Raw genomic sequence first — 16,071 nt, forward strand, 5'->3', positions numbered from 1 at the left:
GGTGACCTGAGCCCGCGCTTCTACTTTGCGCCTACACCGCGTCCGGTTACATCGCCCGTGTTTACATTGCCCAAGCCGCGCCCGCCCAGAGCGCCGGGCCGAGCAGAGCGAAGGCCAGGATGATCAGCAGCCCGTCGCGCAAGGTCAGGCCAAGCCCGAACAGCAGCACCGGCACGGCGACGAGGAACGGCAGGCCGGGCACGAAGCCGAGGCCGATCACCGCTGCGCCTGCGAAGATCAGCAGAACGGCGATGACGCGCGAGATGGTGCCGCTGGCCGCCCATGTCATGCGCGAGCCAAGATAGCGGCGAAGGCTCCGGGCCTTCGGCCAAGCTCTCTTGATGCTGGCGGTGAACTTGTCCGCAGGGAACTCGATGCTGGCGATCTTCGAAGGCAGCCAGACCCCGGATTTGCCGCGCATCATCTGCGCGCCGCAGAGGATGAACAAAAGGCCGATCAGCGCGGGCACGCCGGGGATCATTCCGATCGGCAGCATGAGGAAGGCCGCCAGCACGATGAGCAGTGGCCCAAAGCCCCGCGATTCCAACGTGCGCACCACCTCTTGCACCTCGATGCAGCCGTCGCTGTCTCCGAGTTCCGAGAGGTCGTGCATAATTCCTTCAAGCGGCCGGTCGGTCATATCGTTCCCCACTAATGTGTAGGGATAAGCGCCTCAGGGGTGCTTCGGTTCCAGACCGTTTGGCTGCGGTGGTGGTCCGGGCGCCTGTCAGCGCGCCCGGGGATGGGCTTATTCAGCCGCCTTGCGCTTCGCCTTGGGCGCGGTGATCGGCAGGTAGTCCTGCGGCTCGCGGTGCTCTTCGAAGTTGAAGACATTTGCGCGGATCTCGGCGCAGCGGTCGAGATCGACCTCTGCCGTGATCACCTCGTCGCCGGAGGTGCTGGCCTTGGCGACGATCTCGCCAGTGGGAGCGACGATGATGCTGCCGCCGATCAGCACAGAGCCTTCCTCCAGCCCGGCCTTGGCCACCGCCACGCCCCATGTGCCGTTCTGGTAGCAGCCTGCCATCACCGACAGTTCGTTGTGGAAATACTGCAGGTGATCATGCTCGGGCGCGGGCGCAAAGTGGATCGGGGTGTTGTAGCCAAGGCAGACCAGTTCGGCCCCGCCAAGGCCCAGCACGCGCCACGTCTCGGGCCAGCGGCGGTCGTTGCAGATGCACATGCCCATCTTGCCACCGAGCATGTCGAACACCGGCCAGCCCAGATCGCCCTTTTCGAAATAGCGCTTCTCGAGGTGCTGGAAGGGGCGCCACTCCTCGTTCTCCCAATGGCCGGGAAGGTGGATCTTGCGGTATTTGCCCGCAATCTCGCCATCGGGGCCGACGAGGATCGCGGTGTTGTAATGGTGTCCGTCCGGCGTCAGCTCGGCATAGCCGAGGTGAAAACCGATCTGCAGGTCCTTGGCGAGGGCGAAGAGCGGCGCGGTGGCCTCATTCGGCATCTCGGTCTCGAACCACTGATCCAGCTCGGGGCCCGCCTCGATGAACCAGCGCGGAAAGAAGGTGGTGAGCGCAAGTTCGGGGAAGACCACGAGGGAGGCACCGCGGGCCTTGGCCTCCTTCATCATCGCGCAAAGGCGGGCCACGGCAGAACTGCGCGGCTCATCCTTGGCGATGGGGCCAAGCTGGGCAGCGGCGACGGTGAACTTGCGGCTCATGGGGTCGGTCCTTTTCTAGAGGCGTATCTGGGAGGCCGGGGCGCCGATGAGCTGCTCATAGAGCTCTGGGTCGGTGTCGCCCTCGGTGCCGAAGGTGAGAATGCGGGAGGTGGCGTCGAGGCCGAGCAACTGGCGCGCCTCGGGGTCTTCCATGGCAAGGCGCAGCCCGGCGATGCCCGCGACGGCCGACTCGCCCGCGACCAGCGCAGGATCGCCGCCCTCGGGGTAGGCGAGGCGGCGCATGGCGGCGATGGCCGCGGCATCGGTAAGCGCGATCACCGCGTCGCCGTGGTCTTGCAGGATCTCCCACGCCAGCGCCGAGACCTCACCGCAGGCGAGCCCCGCCATCAGCGTATCGAGATCGCCATGCACCGCCGTGCGCGCGCCGGTGCGGTAGGAGGCTAGGAAGCACGCCGCCTGATCGGGATCGCAGAGCACGATCTTCGGCCTGTCCGCGCCGTAGCGGCGCACTGCCTGCGCGGTGACTGCCGCCGCCATGCCTCCAACGCCGGTTTGCAAAAAGATGTGGGTGGGCGGCTCGGGCAGGGCGTCCAGCGCCTCGGCGGCCATGATCTCATAGCCCTGCATCACGTCGCGCGGCACGTCCATATAGCCGGGATACGAGGTGTCGGAGACCACGAACCAGCCTTCCGCGCTCGCCACCTCCTGCGCCTCGCGCACCGAGTCGTCGTAATTGCCCGGCGTGCGGCGGACCTCGGCGCCAAAGGCCTCGATGGCGGTCTTGCGGCCCTCGGAGACGGTGGCGTGGATGAAGATCACGCAGTTGCAACCAAAGCTCTGCGCCCCCCAGGCGACCGAGCGGCCATGGTTGCCGTCGGTGGCGCAACAGACGGTGATCTGCGCCGCCTCGGGGATCGCGCGGGCGGTGATCTCGTCCATACTCACATCGCGGCCCAGCCGTGCCGACAGTTCCTTCTGCAGCAGCCGCGCCACCGCATAGGCCCCGCCAAGCGCCTTGAAGCTGCCGAGCCCGAAGCGGGTGCTTTCGTCCTTGTAGTGCAGCGCGGCAACGCCGATCTCAGCGGCGAGCGCGGGAAGGGCAACCAGCGGCGTCTCGGCGTAGCCGGGCCAAGCGCGGATGGTGCCCGCAGCGGTGGCAAAGCCTACGTCGCTGAGGATGGCATTCTGCGCTTCGGTCCACTGGGTGCCGGGGGCGGCCTGTGCGTTCAGGGCGAGCGTGAAGGCCTCTTCCGTGCCTGCGTTGCGGGTGATCTCCTCGGCCATGGTGTCCTTCCAATTGATCTGCGTTACTGAAGTAGAAAGTTCGGACTTTTGCAAAGGCCCGCATGCGGGCAGCGCGCCGCCGCGCAAGCCTGTGCTGAATAATCGGGCAGCTCAAGCGATGTGTTCAGGCCCTGCGTGTGCGCCGCCGCGTCAGGCTGCGATTTCGCGCAAGAGCCAGTCGCGGAACGCCTGCACGCTTTCGCTGTCGGCGCTGCGTTCGGGCTGGATCAGCGCGTAGCTCTCGCCGGTGTCGAAGCGACGCTGCGCGGCGAGGGCAAGCTGCCCGCTGGCAAGGGCCGGGCGGGCGATGATCTGCGGCACGATGCCGACGCCAAGCCCCGCCATCGCGGCATCGAGGATCATGTCGAAATGGTCAAAGCGGGCGCCGCGCAGGATGCGCCGCGCGTCGGTGTCGCTGCCGCGGAACCAGTCGAGCCAGAGCGTCGGGCGCGTGGATTGCTGCAGCAGCGGCAGGTCGAGCAGTTCCGCGTCCGAAAGCTCGGCGCGCCCCGCAAGCAGGGCAGGGGCGGCGACAACCACCATCTCTTCGCGCGCCACCGTCTCGGCGCTGGTGCCGGGGGTTTCATGCTGGCTGCGCATAAGCGCAAGGTCAAAGGGATCGCGGCTGAACTCCACCGGCTGCAGCCGGGCAGAGAGATCGAGGGTGATTCCGGGGGCGACTTCGGCAAAGCTCGGCAGGCGCGGGATCAGCCATGTGCGGGCAAAGCTTGGCAGCACCGCAAGGCGCAGCACGGCGGATTGCCCCCCGAACGCCATGACCCCCATGGCGGCGCCGTCAAGCTCGCCCAGCACCTTCTCGGCCTGCAGCAAAAAGGCCTGCCCCGCTGGCGAAAGCACCAGCCTCTGGCGAACGCGCAGGAAAAGCGCGACGCCGAGCCGGTCCTCGAGCGCCGCAAGCGAGCGCGAGATCGCGCTCTGCGTAAGGTTCAGACTGTCGGCGGCCATCGTGGTGGTGCCGCGCCGGGCGCAGGCGACAAAGGCCTCCAGCTCGCCGACGCTGGGCATATAGGGTTTGCGCATCCGGGACTCCTCTGGATGCGCAGATTATGATTTTTGATCATGACATGAGCAATTCAAATCGTTTCCCAGCGGCCCGCCCCGGCGCTAGTCTGCGCGCCAAACGCATGATCCCTCCGGAGGAGCCTTCCGATGACCGACCTGTCCCACCTCAAGCCCAAGGAACAGCCCGCGCTTGCCTCGTTCAACTGGGAGGACCCGCTGCTGTTCAGCGAGCAGCTGACCGAGGAAGAGCGGATGATCAGCGACACCGCCCATGCCTTCTCGCAGGAAAAGCTGCTGCCGCGGGTCGAACATGCCTATCTCGACGAGCACACCGACCCCGAGATCTTCCGCGAGATGGGCGAGTTGGGCCTGCTGGGCTCGACCATCCCCGAGGCCTATGGCGGCATCGGCGCAGGCTATGTGGCCTATGGCCTCGTCGCGCGCGAGGTTGAGCGCGTGGACAGCGGCTACCGCTCGATGATGTCGGTGCAATCCTCGCTGGTGATGTATCCGATCTACGCCTACGGCTCGGAAGAGCAGCGCATGAAGTATCTGCCGAAGCTCGCCAGCGGCGAGTGGATCGGCTGCTTTGGCCTGACCGAGCCCGATGCGGGCTCCGATCCCGCAGGCATGAAGACGCGGGCGGTGAAGACCGAGGGCGGCTATGTGCTCAAGGGCTCCAAGATGTGGATCTCGAACGCGCCGATCGCCGATGTCTTCGTGGTCTGGGCCAAGTCCGAGGCGCATGGCGGCAAGATCCGCGGTTTCGTGTTGGAAAAGGGCATGAAGGGGCTGAGCGCGCCGAAGATCGGCGGCAAGCTCAGCCTGCGCGCCAGCATCACCGGCGAGATCGTCATGGATGACGTCGAGGTCGGCGAGGACGCGCTGCTGCCCAATGTCGAGGGCCTCAAGGGGCCGTTCGGCTGTCTCAACCGCGCGCGCTACGGCATCGCATGGGGCGTCATGGGTGCCGCCGAGTTCTGCTGGCATCAGGCGCGCAGCTACGGCCTCGACCGCAAGCAGTTCGGCAAGCCGCTGGCAGGCACACAGCTCTTCCAGAAAAAGCTCGCCGACATGCAGACCGAGATCGCGCTGGGGCTGCAAGCCTGCCTGCGCACCGGTCGGCTGATGGACGAGGGCCGCGCCGCGCCCGAGATGGTCTCGCTGATCAAGCGCAACAACTGCGGCAAGGCGCTGGATATCGCGCGTATGGCCCGCGACATGCACGGCGGCAACGGCATCCAGATCGAATACGGCGTGATGCGCCACGCGGCCAACCTCGAGACGGTGAATACCTATGAGGGCACCCATGACGTGCACGCGCTGATCTTGGGGCGGGCGCAGACCGGCATTCAGGCGTTCTTCTGATGCAGGTTCCCCCGCTGCCGCCGATGCACGGGGTGCGCGTGATCGAACTGGCGCGCATCCTCGCCGGGCCTTGGGCCGGGCAGGTGCTGGCCGATCTCGGCGCCGAGGTGATCAAGGTCGAGGCGCCGCAGGGCGATGACACCCGCCGCTGGGGCCCTCCGTTCATTGAGCGCGAGGGCGACCGCTCGGCGGCCTATTTCCATGCCACCAACCGCGGCAAGCGCTCGGTGATCGCCGACTTCCGCACGCCCGAAGGGCAGGCGAAGGTGCGCGAGCTGGTGGCCGAGGCCGATGTGGTGATCGAGAACTTCAAGCTCGGCGGGCTGCGCAAATACGGCCTCGACTATGAGAGCCTGCGCGAGGTGAACCCCGGGCTGGTCTATTGCTCGATCACCGGCTTTGGGCAGGATGGCCCCTACGCCGAGAGGGCGGGGTATGACTTTCTCATTCAGGGCATGGCGGGCTGGATGGACCTCACCGGCAGCCCTGAGGGCGAGCCGCAGAAGGTCGGCGTGGCCTTTGCCGATATTTTCACCGGGCTCTATTCGGTGATCGGCATTCAGGCGGCGCTGGCGGCGCGCGCGCGCACCGGTCGGGGGCAGCTCGTCGATATGGCGCTGCTCGACTGCGCCGTGGGCGTGCTGGCCAACCAGGGGATGAACTATCTCGCCACCGGCAAGGCACCGCGGCGCCTCGGCAACGCGCATCCGAATATTGCGCCCTATGAGGTGCTGCCCACCGGTTCGGGAGATATGATCCTCGCGGTCGGCAATGACGGGCAGTTCGCCCGGCTCTGCGCTGTGCTGGAGCTGGCGCTGGCCGAGGACCCGCGCTTTGCCACCAATGAGGCGCGGGTGGCGCATCGTGACCTGCTGCGGCCTGCACTGGTAAGCGCGCTGGCGGCATGGGACCGGGCCGAGCTTCTGGCCGCGCTGGAGAAGGCCACCGTGCCCGCCGGGCCGATCAACTCGGTGGATCAGGTGTTCGACAACCCGCAGGTGATCGCGCGCGGTATGGCGGTGGAGGCGGGCGGGGTGCCCGGCATCCGCACCCCCATCCGCCTGTCGGAAACGCCCTTGGCCCCGGCACGCCCCTCGCCGAAGCTCGGTCAGGGCTGAACCGCGGTCGAGGGGGCTGCGCCCCCTCGGCGCTGCGCGCCTCACCCCCAGGCATATTTTTCGGGCGTATTTTTAAAGAGAAGAAGGGCGCGAACCCCGGCTTCGTCTCTTTCCAAATACGCCCGCCGGAGGCGGTCCGATGCGCGCCAGAGGCGCTTTCCGCCGGGAAAAGCGAAACGCGTTCCGCTGTGCTCTGGTGCGCGGCGCGCCGCTTTAGTAGGGTCGCGCGCATGACGGCGCCCGCGATCAGTTTTTCCGAGGATCAGGCCGAAGCCTGGGACCGCGTGGCCGAGATGCTGCGCGGCGCTGGCGTCGATCTGGATGAAGGCACCACCGAACCCGCGCGCGAGGGCCTGTCCAAGGTCATGGCGCTGATGGGCAAGGCCGGATCGGGCAAGACGCTGCTGCTGGCCGAGCTGTGCAAGGCGCTGCAGGAGGCGGGCTGCGAGGTGGTCTCGGGCGATTTCGAGAGCCGCCGCAAGCGCGACAAGCGCACGCTGGCGATCCTTGCGCCGACCAATAAGGCGGCCTCGGTGCTGCGCATGCGCGGCGTGCCCGCCACCACCATCCACCGCATTCTCTACACGCCGGTCTATGATCCGGTCTATGAGCGCATCGCCGAATGGCTGATGGGCAACGAGGAGCGCCCGGAGATCGAGGCGCTGACCGATGAGGCGCTGGACCGGGCCTATGCCGCGTATCAGGGCCACAAGTCGGTGCCGGCGGCGCTGGCCGCGGCGGGGCTGCGCGGCAGCGATTTCATCACCGGATGGAAACGCCGCGAAGAGCCGCTCGACATCGGCTTCGTCGATGAGGCCTCGATGCTGGATGACCGGCAGTTCGAGGATCTGCGCGAGATCTTCCCCAACCTGCTGCTCTTTGGTGATCCGGCGCAGCTGGCACCGGTGAACCAGTCGGGCAAGATGGTGTTCGACGCGGTGCCCGAGGACCGCAAAATGGAGCTCTCGCGCATCCACCGGCAGGAAGCCTCGAGCCCGATCCTCGATCTGGCCCATGCGCTGGCCGATCCGGAGGTGGATTTCTACCGTTTCGAGCGGCTGGTCGAGGAGATGGCGGCCAAGGACGATCGGGTGATCTGGGGCCAGCGGGTCGAGGTGGATCTGATGGCGCGCTCGCCGGTGCTGGTCTGGCGCAACGCCACGCGCATCCGGCTGATCAACGCCTTCCGTGCCGTGCATGGCGCGCCCGAGACCGAGCTTCTGCCCGGCGAGCCGCTGATCTGCGACGGTATCGAACTGCCGCTCAAGCACCGCAAGAAACGGCTCGATCTGGAGGCGCGCGGGCTGATCAAGGGCGCGCAGGTGGTCTATCTCGGGCCGGGCAAGAAACCCGGCTTCTCGCGGCTGCACGTGATGGGCGCGCCCGACCCGCAGGTTTCGGCGGCGTCCATCGTGAAGATCGAGAAGCCCGACGAGGAAGAGCCCTTCATCCCCTTCGCCGCGCGCATGGGGGCGACCTTCCTGCATGGCGCGGCGGTGACTATCCACAAGGCGCAGGGCTCGCAGTGGGAGAACGTGCAGGTCTTTGCGCCCGATCTTTACACCGCTGCGCGCATGGGGCGCGTCGAGGCCGGGCAGCCGCTGTGGAAACGTCTTGCCTATGTGGCCATCACCCGCGCCTCCGACCGGCTGCACTGGGTGGTGCGCAACCGCCTCGCCAAGCCCTCGGGGCCACTGCGGGTGGATGATCTGGCCGCTGCGGCTCCGGCGCCGCTGGAGCTTGAGATGCAGGGCGAGGACGCGGCGGGCTGATGCCCTGCGGCTGATCGGGATTTCCTCTTGCCAGCGGCGGGGCCGATCCGCCAATCTGCCTCGGGTTTGGCAATGCGCAAGGAGAGGCGATGATCCGGGGCAGCAGCAACAGGCAAGCGGGGCACCATGCCAGCTGAGGCGATCCTAGGAATGGAGCCGAAGGTGTCGCGCTGGTTTCTTCTGGACGCGGAGAAAGTGGCGCAATTTGGCGCAGTGACCGGCGATCTGAAGTTCTTCCACGAGGACGCGGGGGCCTCGGCCGATTTCCTGTTCGGAGAGCCGGTGGCGCAGGGCTTTCTGACGCTGTCGCTGCTCTCGGCCATGTGCGCCGACGCGGTGCCGCCCTTTCCGGGACAGATCGCCAATGTGAACTACGGCTTTGACCGGGTGCGATTTGTCACCCCGGTGCCGGTGGGCTCGCGGGTGCGCGGGCATTTCACCGTCGGCGGGGTGGAGGAAGAGGAAGAGCGGCTCACCGTGCATTGGGACGTGGAGATCGAGATCGAGGGGCAGGTGCGCGATCAGCCCGCGCTGGTGGCGCAATGGGTGACCTTCCTCGAACTGCGCGACTGATCCTCAGCTGACGCAAAGGCCCCGGCTTGACCCTGCGCCGCGCAGCGCCGACACAAGGGGCGCGCAACAGGAGACCCCGCATGACCGAGCCGTTCCTCGAAGGCCCTTCGCCCTATCTGCAGCACCTCGGCGCTGCGCTGACCGACTGGCGCGCCGATTTCGCCCGGTTCGAACTGGACTTGGGGCCCGAGCATATGAACCGGCACGAGAACCCGCATGGCGGGGTTCATGCGTCATTGCTCGACACGGCGATGGGATTTGCAGGCTGTTTCACCGGGGATGCGGACGACAAGCTGATGGCGCTGACGCTGTCTCTCAACGTGCAGTATCTGTCGCGCCCCAAGGGCACGCGGCTGATCGCCGAGGGCACGCGCACCGGCGGCGGCAAGAGCACCTTCTTTGCCGAGGCGACGATCACCGATGAGACCGGCGAGCTTATCGCGAAGGGCTCGGGCGTGTTCCGCTACCGCCGCCGGGGCTGAGGCTCAGCCCGGGGCCAGCGCTTCGAGCGCGGTGATATCCGCAGCCTCGAGCGCGCCGCGGGCCGCGGCGATGCGCTCTCCTGGCCAATGCCACCAAGCGAGGCGCAGGAGAAGGTCGATGGTCTCGGGATCGAAGCGCATCTTCGCCACGCGTCCGGGGTTGCCGGTCACCACCGCATAGGGCGGCACCTCGCCGCGCACCACGGCACCCGCGCCGATGATCGCGCCCGAGCCGATCTTTGCACCCGCCAGAACCATCGCGCCGGTTCCTAGCCAGACGTCATGGCCGATCTCGATGCCTCGGGCGTCGGGCTGCGTGGCCTGAATGGCCTCGCGGTCGAACACCATGAAGGGGTAGGTGCTGAGCCCCCGCGTCTCATGGTTGGCCGAGCCGCCGATGAAACGCACGCCATGGGCGATCTGGCAGAAATTGCCGATCACCAGCCGGTCTTTTGAGAAGGGAAAGAGATAGGGCGCGAGGCGCGCCGCCCAGCCGTCGACCGCGGGCGGATCGAAATCCGAGGCGTAGGTGAAACGGCCGACCTCGATGCACGGATGGTCGATCACCGCGCGCAGATGCACGGTGCCCGCGTGCGGGGTGCCATCGGGCAGGATGATGGGGTGAACTTCCTCCGCGGAGGGAAGGGCAAAGGGCATGGGAGCCTCCTTTCGAAACGCATTTGTCAGGGTTTCAAAGGTGCTGGTCCATGGCTCCCTCCATCGGTGAACAGGGGCACTCTAGCGCGGAAGGGCGGCGCGGGAAAGCGCGCTCACTCTCCCGGGCGTTTGAGCGAGAACACCTCGCGGATCACCGCATAGTCGCGGTAGCCGAGGCGGGTGAGCGGCTGGAAGGTGGTCACATCGAACTGCCCATCCTTGAGGCAGTCATCACGCATGTGAACGCCAGTGACCTCGCCGAAGACGGCGAAATTCGCCGCGCCTTCCAACGGCACGATCTGGGTCACCTTGCATTCCAGCGAGGCAGGCGCCCCGGCCACGCGCGGGCAGTCGATGGTCTCGCACTCGGCTTTCTCGATCCCGGCGAGGGTGAACTCATCCTCGCCCGCCGGCCACGGCCCGGAGCTGAGGTTCATCACGTCCCGCGCCGCGTATTCGACGATGTTGACGCAGAAGACACCGCTTTCGCGCAGCTGCGCCACGCTGTCCTTGGTGCCGTCGCGGTCGTCCTTGGCCGAGGTCGAGGCGAACATCACCTGCGGCGGCACATAGGCCACCGCGTTGAAGAAAGAATAGGGCGCGAGGTTGTCGCCCATCGTCCCGCGGGTGGAAATCCAGCCGATAGGGCGGGGGGTGACGATGGCGTTGAACGGGTTGTGCGGCAGGCCGTGGCCGTCTTCGGGGCGGTAGAACATGCCTGTCCTCTCAGCTGTTTGCGCGGTCTTTGGACCCGTGATAGGGCCAATTCAGCCAAAACGCCACGGGAGAGCACACCTCTGTACAGCTTGTTTCAGGAACGCCCGGATGATGTCTGGGAGGTCGAGGCCCTCTATGACCTCAGCTTTGCGCCGGGGCGGACGCTGCTGTCGTCCTACCGCCTGCGCGACGGCGTGGCGCCGGTGGCCGAGCTGTGCCGCGTGGCCAAGGACGAAAGCGGCATCATCGGCGGCGCGATCCGTTACTGGCCGGTGCGTGTGGGCGAGGTGCAGGCGCTGCTTCTGGGGCCGGTCGCGGTACACCCCACGGCGCAGGGCGAGGGGCTGGGCGCGGCGCTGATCCGCGACACGCTGGAGCGGGCACGGGCGCTGGAATGGGGCCGGGTGCTGCTGGTGGGTGATGAGCCCTACTACCGCCGTTTCGGCTTTTCCAAGATCGACGGGGTCGAGATGCCGCCGCCGACCAACCCCGAGCGCGTGCTGGCGATGGAACTGCGCCCCGGCGCATGGGCCGGTGTGACCGGCGAGGTCACGCGCAAAGCTTGAAATTTCGGGGGCGGGGCCGATCTTCTTAGAAAGACCCTAGGAGGCGCAAGATGACCGCAGCAGTCCCCGGAACCGAGCTTGTTCCCGTCAGCATCGAGGCAGAGATCGCCGCGCTTGCCCGGCGCCACCGCGCCGCGGGCGGGGTCGGGCTGCAGGTGCTCAACCTCATCGGCGGCAAGGCGGAGAACCTGCTCGAACGGCTGCCCGACTCGGTGAAGAACCGGCTCGAAAGCAGTACGGCGAAGGCGCTGGAGCTTTCCTTGAAGGCGGCCTCGGGCTCGCGCCGGGCGGTGCCGGATCAGAAGGGGTGGCTCAACACCGCGCTGGCCACCGCCATGGGCGCCGCTGGCGGCGCGGGCGGGCTGCCTACGGCCATGGCCGAGCTGCCGGTCACTGTCACCGTGCTCCTGCGGGCCATTCAGGGCATCGCGGCGGAATATGGGTTTGACCCCGAGATGCCGGAGATCCGCCGCGAGTGTCTGGCCGTCTTTGCCTCCGCCGGTCCGCTGGCGACGGATGATGGCGCGGATCTGGGGTTTCTGGCGACGCGGGTCACGCTGACCGGCGCGACGGTGCACGGGCTGATCGGCAAGGTCGCGCCGCGACTGGCGACGGCGATGGGGCAGAAGCTGGCGGCGCAGACAATCCCCGTGCTGGGCGCGGCCGCTGGGGCCGCGACCAACTACGCCTACACCAGCTATTATCAGGAAATGGCGCATGTGCAGTTCGGCCTGCTGAAACTGTCGCAGCAGACCGGGCGTCCGCGTGCCGAACTGGTGGCGGCGCTGCAGAAGCAGATCGGTTAACCGCTTCGAAAGGTTAATGGCCTAGAGACTTGCGTAAGGCGCGGTGAAACCCGCGCCGCAACGCCCGCGCAGAAGGTGCGGGTTGTGTCCCGTGTCAGAACGGCCGGCGATGCGCGCAACATCCAAATCGCCCGGGGCGCGGGGGACCGATGCGCCGGGCGAGCCACTTTGCAACAAATCTAGCCAGTCGCGCAGACGCCCGGAAGCAGGCCGAAGGCGCCGGGCGAGCGCCTGCTCGTCCGGGCGGGCTGGCGCTTTGTGAAACTCGCGCGCCGCTGACGTGCTGGCCGGACTTGGCTGGCATAAAGCGCAGACCTCATGCGGAGCAGCGCCATCCCACGGGCAGACGCTCATCCGGCGCGCGCCGGACATGCTTAATCCGTTTCAGATAGCGGCCTTGCCCCGCCTCAGCCCTGCCAGCGCATATATTCCATCACCGCGTCGCGCACCGACTGCTCGCCGCGCTCACGTGCGTCGCAGATCACGTCATAAAGCGCGTCTAGATCCGTGCGCATGATCAGGCTCTTCACCGGGCCGATCGAGGCCGGGCGCATCGACAGGCGGTGCAGCCCGATGGCGGCCAGACAGACCGCCTCGATCGGGCGGCCCGCATCCTCGCCACAGAAGCTCAGCGGCGTGCCGGTGGCCGAGCAACGCTGCACGATCTGTTCGAGGAAGGTCAGGAAGCTGACGTTGAGCGTGTCATAGCGCCGGCGCACGCGCTCGTTCTCACGGTCGGCGGCAAAGAAGAACTGCTTGAGGTCGTTGCCGCCGATCGACAGGAACTCCACGTCCTCGAAAAACTTGTTCGAGGCGTAGGCGAGGCTGGGGGTTTCCAGCATCGTGCCGACCGAGATCTTGTCGGGCACCACATGGCCCAGCTTCTTCTCCAAAGCGATGGCCTTATAGACCTCTTCGCGGGCGGCGCTGAATTCTTCCCATTGCGCGACGAAGGGGAACATCAGGGTCAGAGGGCGGCCCTCGGCGGCACGTAAAAGCGCCTGCAGCTGCATCCGCATCACGCCGGGCCGGTCGAGGCCGACGCGGATCGCCCGCCAGCCGAGCGCCGGGTTGGGCTCGTCGGTGGGCTTCATGTAGGGCAGCACCTTGTCCGAGCCGATGTCGAGCGTGCGGAACACCACCGGCTTGTTTCCGGCGGCATCTGCTGCGTCGAGCACGCGCTTGTAGACCGCCGCTAGCTCGGTGCGGTTGGGCATCTTGTTGCGCACGAGGAACTGCAGCTCGGTGCGGAAGAGGCCCACACCCTCGGCGCCCGAGGTTTCGAGCGACGGGACATCGGCCAGAAGGCCCGCATTCATGTAAAGGCTGATACGCTTACCGCAGAGCGAAATCGCCGGCTTTTGCCGGATCGAGGCATAGCGTTCCTGCGCCTCGGCCTGCATGGCGATCTTGTCGCGGAAGGCCGACACCACCGTGTCATCGGGGCGCAGGTGCACGAGGCCCTGATCGCCGTCGACCATGATGTGATCGCCGTTGAGCGCCTCTGTGGTGATGCGCGGCGCGTTGATCACCAGCGGGATCGCCAGCGCGCGGGCAACCACGGCGGCGTGGCTGCCGACCGAGCCTTCCTCGAGCACGATGCCGCGCAACTGGCGACCGTATTCCAGCAACTCGCCGGGGCCGATGTTGCGGGCCACGAGGATCGGATCATGCGGCATCGACGCGCCGGTGTCGCTGCCCTGACCGGTGAGGATGCGCAGCAAGCGGTTCGACAGATCGTCGAGATCATGGAGCCGCTCACGCAGGTAGTTGTCGGCCACTTGGCTCATGCGGGCGCGGGCGGCGGATTGCTCTTTCTCTACAGCCGCTTCGGCGGAGAGGCCGCGCTGAATGTCTTCTTCCATGCGCCGCCGCCAGCCCTTGGAGTTGGCGAACATCCGGTAGGCTTCGAGCACTTCAAGCTGTTCGGCGTCATGGCCCGCGCCGGCGAGCATCTCGTCGACGCTGACGCGCAGCCGCTCGATCGCCTCGCTCAGCCGCTCATGCTCGCGCTCGGGATCGTCGGCGACGAAATTGGTGACCATCACCCGCGGCTCATGCAGCCAGACGTGGCCCTCGGCGGTGCCTTCCTGTCCGGTGCCGCCGCGCAGCAGGGTGGGCTGGGTGTGCCGGGCCGAAAGCGCCGCGCTGTCGCCGACGAAGGCGCCCAGTTCGGTCATCTCGGCCAGAACCATGGCGACGACTTCCAACGCATAGACCTCGTCAGAGGTGAACTCGCGCTTGGCCCGCGTCTGCACCACCAGCACGCCCAGCGTCTCGCCGAGGCGCTGGATCGGCACGCCGAGGAAGCTGGAGTAAATCTCCTCGCCGGTCTCGGGCATGTAGCGGAAGCCCTTGGCCGAGGGCGCATCGGCAGTGTTCACCACCTTGCCGCTGCGCGCGACGCGGCCCACCAGACCCTCGCCCATGCGCATGCGGGTCTGGTGCACGGCCTCTTTCTTGAGGCCCTCGGTCGCGCAGAGCTCCAGCGTCTCTTCATCGCGGAAGAGGTAGATCGAGCACACTTCGGTGCCCATCGAGTCGGCGGTCAGATGCGTGATCTTGTCGAGGCGCGCCTGTCCGGCGGCATCCTCGGCCATGGTGTCCCGCAGCCGCCCGAGAAGCTTGCGACTTTCGCTTTCCGTGCCGTCCGGCATTCGGCCACCCTGTCCCTAATTATTTGGAAGGGAGCCCGCGGTGTCTGTCAGGCCGCCTTCTCGAGTTCGAAGGCATCATGCAGCGCCTGCACCGCAAGTTCCATGTATTTCCGGTCGATAAGCACCGAAATCTTGATCTCTGAGGTTGTAATGACCTTGATGTTGATGCCCTCGTCGGAAAGCACCTTGAACATCTTTGCCGCGACGCCCGGCTGGCTGCGCATGCCGATGCCAACGACCGAGATTTTGCACACTTCGGTGTCGGCCTTCAGCTCGGCGAAATTGATGCTGCCGGCGTCCTTGCAGTCCTGCAGGGTCTTCTCGGCGCGCGCCACCTGATTGGTGGGGCACGAGAAGGTCATGTCGGTGCGGCCCTCGTCCGAGATGTTCTGGACGATCATGTCGACATTGATGCCCGCCTCGGAGAGCGGCGTGAAGATGGCCGCGGCGATACCCGGACGGTCGGCGACCGAAACAAGGGTCATCTTGGCTTCGTCGCGCGAATGGGCGACCCCGGAAACGACGTTCAGTTCCATGATTTCCTCCTCGTCGCAGACGAGCGTACCGGCTTCGTCGGACTGTTCTTCAAAGCTGGAGAGCACCCGCAGCTTCACGTTGTAACGCATCGCAAGTTCGACGGAGCGGGTCTGCAGCACCTTGGCGCCGAGCGAGGCCAGTTCGAGCATCTCCTCGAAGGCGATCTTGTCGAGCTTGCGGGCCTTCTCGCAGATCCGCGGGTCGGTGGTGTAGACGCCATCGACGTCGGTGTAGATGTCGCAGCGCTCGGCCTCGAAGGCGGCGGCAAAGGCGACGGCGGTGGTGTCCGAGCCGCCACGGCCCAGCGTGGTGATCCGGCCCTCGGCGCTGATGCCCTGGAAGCCCGCGACCACGGCCACTTTCATGCCCTCGCCGAACTTGCGGTTGATGTTGTCGGTGGGGATGTCGACGATCCGCGCCGCGCTGTGCGACGAGGTGGTCTGCAGCGGCACTTGCCAGCCTTGCCAGCTGCGCGCCGGCACGTCCATTTCCTGCAGCGTCAGCGCCATCAGCCCCGCGGTGACATTCTCGCCCGAGGAGACGACGGCGTCATATTCGCGCGCGTCGAACAGCGGCGAGGTCTCTTCGACGTAGCCGACCAGCTTGTTGGTCTCGCCGGACATGGCCGAGACGATGACGATCACGTCGTAGCCCTTGGCGACCTCAACGCCCACGCGTTTCGCGGCCCGGCGAATGCGGTCCAGCGTGGCGACGGAGGTGCCGCCGAATTTCATCACGAGCACGGGCATGGCGTTTTCCCCGGGGTGGCCTTTGAATCAGCGGTCGTTTACGCGCGGGGGGCGGGCTGCGCAAGAGCCTTACACCGGCGCCGTGAGCGATCACTGCGCGGGCAGGGGGCTTTTGAGTATTTT

The 16,071-nt window shown here is 66.7% G+C and carries 15 protein-coding genes; 7 read left to right on the forward strand and 8 right to left on the reverse strand.

Annotated elements, in window-relative coordinates:
- Window positions 1–61: 61 nt before the first annotated feature.
- The 4 genes from AYJ57_RS10410 to AYJ57_RS10425 all read right to left on the reverse strand — a co-directional run bounded on the left by AYJ57_RS10410 (window position 62) and on the right by AYJ57_RS10425 (window position 3,964).
- Window positions 62–640, reverse strand: coding sequence for an exopolysaccharide biosynthesis protein (locus tag AYJ57_RS10410; protein WP_083191213.1), 579 nt, complete (start codon window positions 638–640; stop codon window positions 62–64).
- Window positions 641–748: 108 nt separating this feature from the next.
- Window positions 749–1,678, reverse strand: coding sequence for an N-carbamoyl-D-amino-acid hydrolase (locus AYJ57_RS10415; RefSeq protein ID WP_066104638.1), 930 nt, complete (start codon window positions 1,676–1,678; stop codon window positions 749–751).
- A gap of 15 nt (window positions 1,679–1,693) precedes the next feature.
- The gene (locus AYJ57_RS10420; protein ID WP_066104640.1) at window positions 1,694–2,923 is read right to left on the reverse strand and encodes a diaminopropionate ammonia-lyase; all 1,230 of its coding nucleotides are present in this window, start codon (window positions 2,921–2,923) and stop codon (window positions 1,694–1,696) included.
- Between the two features lie 150 nt (window positions 2,924–3,073).
- Entirely contained in the window at window positions 3,074–3,964 is an 891-nt protein-coding gene (locus AYJ57_RS10425; protein WP_066104643.1) for a LysR family transcriptional regulator, read from the reverse strand.
- Between the two features lie 129 nt (window positions 3,965–4,093).
- On the opposite strand from AYJ57_RS10425, the gene AYJ57_RS10430 reads away from it, so the two are divergent.
- The 5 genes from AYJ57_RS10430 (at window position 4,094) to AYJ57_RS10450 (ending at window position 9,259) form a co-directional block, all read left to right on the forward strand.
- The gene (locus tag AYJ57_RS10430) at window positions 4,094–5,314 is read left to right on the forward strand and encodes an acyl-CoA dehydrogenase (RefSeq protein WP_066104645.1); all 1,221 of its coding nucleotides are present in this window, start codon (window positions 4,094–4,096) and stop codon (window positions 5,312–5,314) included.
- Window positions 5,314–6,432, forward strand: a complete 1,119-nt coding sequence (locus AYJ57_RS10435; protein ID WP_066104647.1) for a CaiB/BaiF CoA transferase family protein — start codon at window positions 5,314–5,316, stop codon at window positions 6,430–6,432. Before AYJ57_RS10430 ends, AYJ57_RS10435 begins: the two co-directional genes overlap by 1 nt.
- 230 nt (window positions 6,433–6,662) lie before the next feature.
- Window positions 6,663–8,204, forward strand: coding sequence for an ATP-dependent DNA helicase (locus AYJ57_RS10440; protein ID WP_066104650.1), 1,542 nt, complete (start codon window positions 6,663–6,665; stop codon window positions 8,202–8,204).
- Window positions 8,205–8,366: 162 nt separating this feature from the next.
- Complete coding sequence (locus tag AYJ57_RS10445) at window positions 8,367–8,777, forward strand: MaoC/PaaZ C-terminal domain-containing protein (RefSeq protein ID WP_237220139.1); 411 nt, start codon at window positions 8,367–8,369, stop codon at window positions 8,775–8,777.
- A gap of 80 nt (window positions 8,778–8,857) precedes the next feature.
- Complete coding sequence (locus AYJ57_RS10450) at window positions 8,858–9,259, forward strand: PaaI family thioesterase (RefSeq protein ID WP_066104656.1); 402 nt, start codon at window positions 8,858–8,860, stop codon at window positions 9,257–9,259.
- A 3-nt stretch (window positions 9,260–9,262) separates the two neighbouring features.
- Here the strand turns inward: AYJ57_RS10450 and AYJ57_RS10455 are convergent, their stop codons facing one another.
- Together AYJ57_RS10455 and AYJ57_RS10460 are read right to left on the reverse strand one after the other, a co-directional pair.
- Entirely contained in the window at window positions 9,263–9,916 is a 654-nt protein-coding gene (locus AYJ57_RS10455) for a CatB-related O-acetyltransferase (protein WP_066104659.1), read from the reverse strand.
- 113 nt (window positions 9,917–10,029) lie between these two features.
- Window positions 10,030–10,632: a flavin reductase family protein gene (locus AYJ57_RS10460; RefSeq protein ID WP_066104662.1), complete on the reverse strand. Its 603-nt coding sequence runs from the start codon at window positions 10,630–10,632 to the stop codon at window positions 10,030–10,032.
- Window positions 10,633–10,722: 90 nt separating this feature from the next.
- Here AYJ57_RS10460 and AYJ57_RS10465 point away from each other — a divergent pair, with 90 nt between their 5' ends.
- Both AYJ57_RS10465 and AYJ57_RS10470 read left to right on the forward strand, forming a co-directional pair.
- Window positions 10,723–11,199: a GNAT family N-acetyltransferase gene (locus AYJ57_RS10465; protein ID WP_442974571.1), complete on the forward strand. Its 477-nt coding sequence runs from the start codon at window positions 10,723–10,725 to the stop codon at window positions 11,197–11,199.
- 50 nt (window positions 11,200–11,249) lie between these two features.
- Complete coding sequence (locus tag AYJ57_RS10470) at window positions 11,250–12,005, forward strand: EcsC family protein (protein ID WP_066104665.1); 756 nt, start codon at window positions 11,250–11,252, stop codon at window positions 12,003–12,005.
- A gap of 407 nt (window positions 12,006–12,412) precedes the next feature.
- Here the strand turns inward: AYJ57_RS10470 and ptsP are convergent, their stop codons facing one another.
- Window positions 12,413–14,662 carry a phosphoenolpyruvate--protein phosphotransferase gene (gene ptsP, locus AYJ57_RS10475; protein WP_066104668.1) on the reverse strand — a complete coding sequence of 750 codons (2,250 nt, stop codon included), beginning with the start codon at window positions 14,660–14,662 and terminating at the stop codon, window positions 12,413–12,415.
- A 47-nt stretch (window positions 14,663–14,709) separates the two neighbouring features.
- Window positions 14,710–15,948 carry an aspartate kinase gene (locus AYJ57_RS10480; RefSeq protein WP_066104671.1) on the reverse strand — a complete coding sequence of 413 codons (1,239 nt, stop codon included), beginning with the start codon at window positions 15,946–15,948 and terminating at the stop codon, window positions 14,710–14,712.
- Window positions 15,949–16,071: the final 123 nt, after the last annotated feature.

It is taken from the genome of Salipiger sp. CCB-MM3 (assembly GCF_001687105.1).
Classification (GTDB): domain Bacteria; phylum Pseudomonadota; class Alphaproteobacteria; order Rhodobacterales; family Rhodobacteraceae; genus Salipiger.

Excerpts from the sequence above, each read along its gene's own strand:
- AYJ57_RS10460 (WP_066104662.1), bottom strand. The coding sequence starts at position 10,632 with ATGTTCTACCGCCCCGAAGACGGCCACGGCCTGCCGCACAACCCGTTC.
- AYJ57_RS10440 (WP_066104650.1), top strand. The coding sequence starts at position 6,663 with ATGACGGCGCCCGCGATCAGTTTTTCCGAGGATCAGGCCGAAGCCTGG.
- AYJ57_RS10470 (WP_066104665.1), top strand. The coding sequence starts at position 11,250 with ATGACCGCAGCAGTCCCCGGAACCGAGCTTGTTCCCGTCAGCATCGAG.
- AYJ57_RS10450 (WP_066104656.1), top strand. The coding sequence starts at position 8,858 with ATGACCGAGCCGTTCCTCGAAGGCCCTTCGCCCTATCTGCAGCACCTC.
- AYJ57_RS10415 (WP_066104638.1), bottom strand. The coding sequence starts at position 1,678 with ATGAGCCGCAAGTTCACCGTCGCCGCTGCCCAGCTTGGCCCCATCGCC.
- AYJ57_RS10480 (WP_066104671.1), bottom strand. The coding sequence starts at position 15,948 with ATGCCCGTGCTCGTGATGAAATTCGGCGGCACCTCCGTCGCCACGCTG.
- AYJ57_RS10435 (WP_066104647.1), top strand. The coding sequence starts at position 5,314 with ATGCAGGTTCCCCCGCTGCCGCCGATGCACGGGGTGCGCGTGATCGAA.
- AYJ57_RS10430 (WP_066104645.1), top strand. The coding sequence starts at position 4,094 with ATGACCGACCTGTCCCACCTCAAGCCCAAGGAACAGCCCGCGCTTGCC.
- AYJ57_RS10455 (WP_066104659.1), bottom strand. The coding sequence starts at position 9,916 with ATGCCCTTTGCCCTTCCCTCCGCGGAGGAAGTTCACCCCATCATCCTG.
- ptsP (WP_066104668.1), bottom strand. The coding sequence starts at position 14,662 with ATGCCGGACGGCACGGAAAGCGAAAGTCGCAAGCTTCTCGGGCGGCTG.
- AYJ57_RS10420 (WP_066104640.1), bottom strand. The coding sequence starts at position 2,923 with ATGGCCGAGGAGATCACCCGCAACGCAGGCACGGAAGAGGCCTTCACG.
- AYJ57_RS10425 (WP_066104643.1), bottom strand. The coding sequence starts at position 3,964 with ATGCGCAAACCCTATATGCCCAGCGTCGGCGAGCTGGAGGCCTTTGTC.
- AYJ57_RS10410 (WP_083191213.1), bottom strand. The coding sequence starts at position 640 with ATGACCGACCGGCCGCTTGAAGGAATTATGCACGACCTCTCGGAACTC.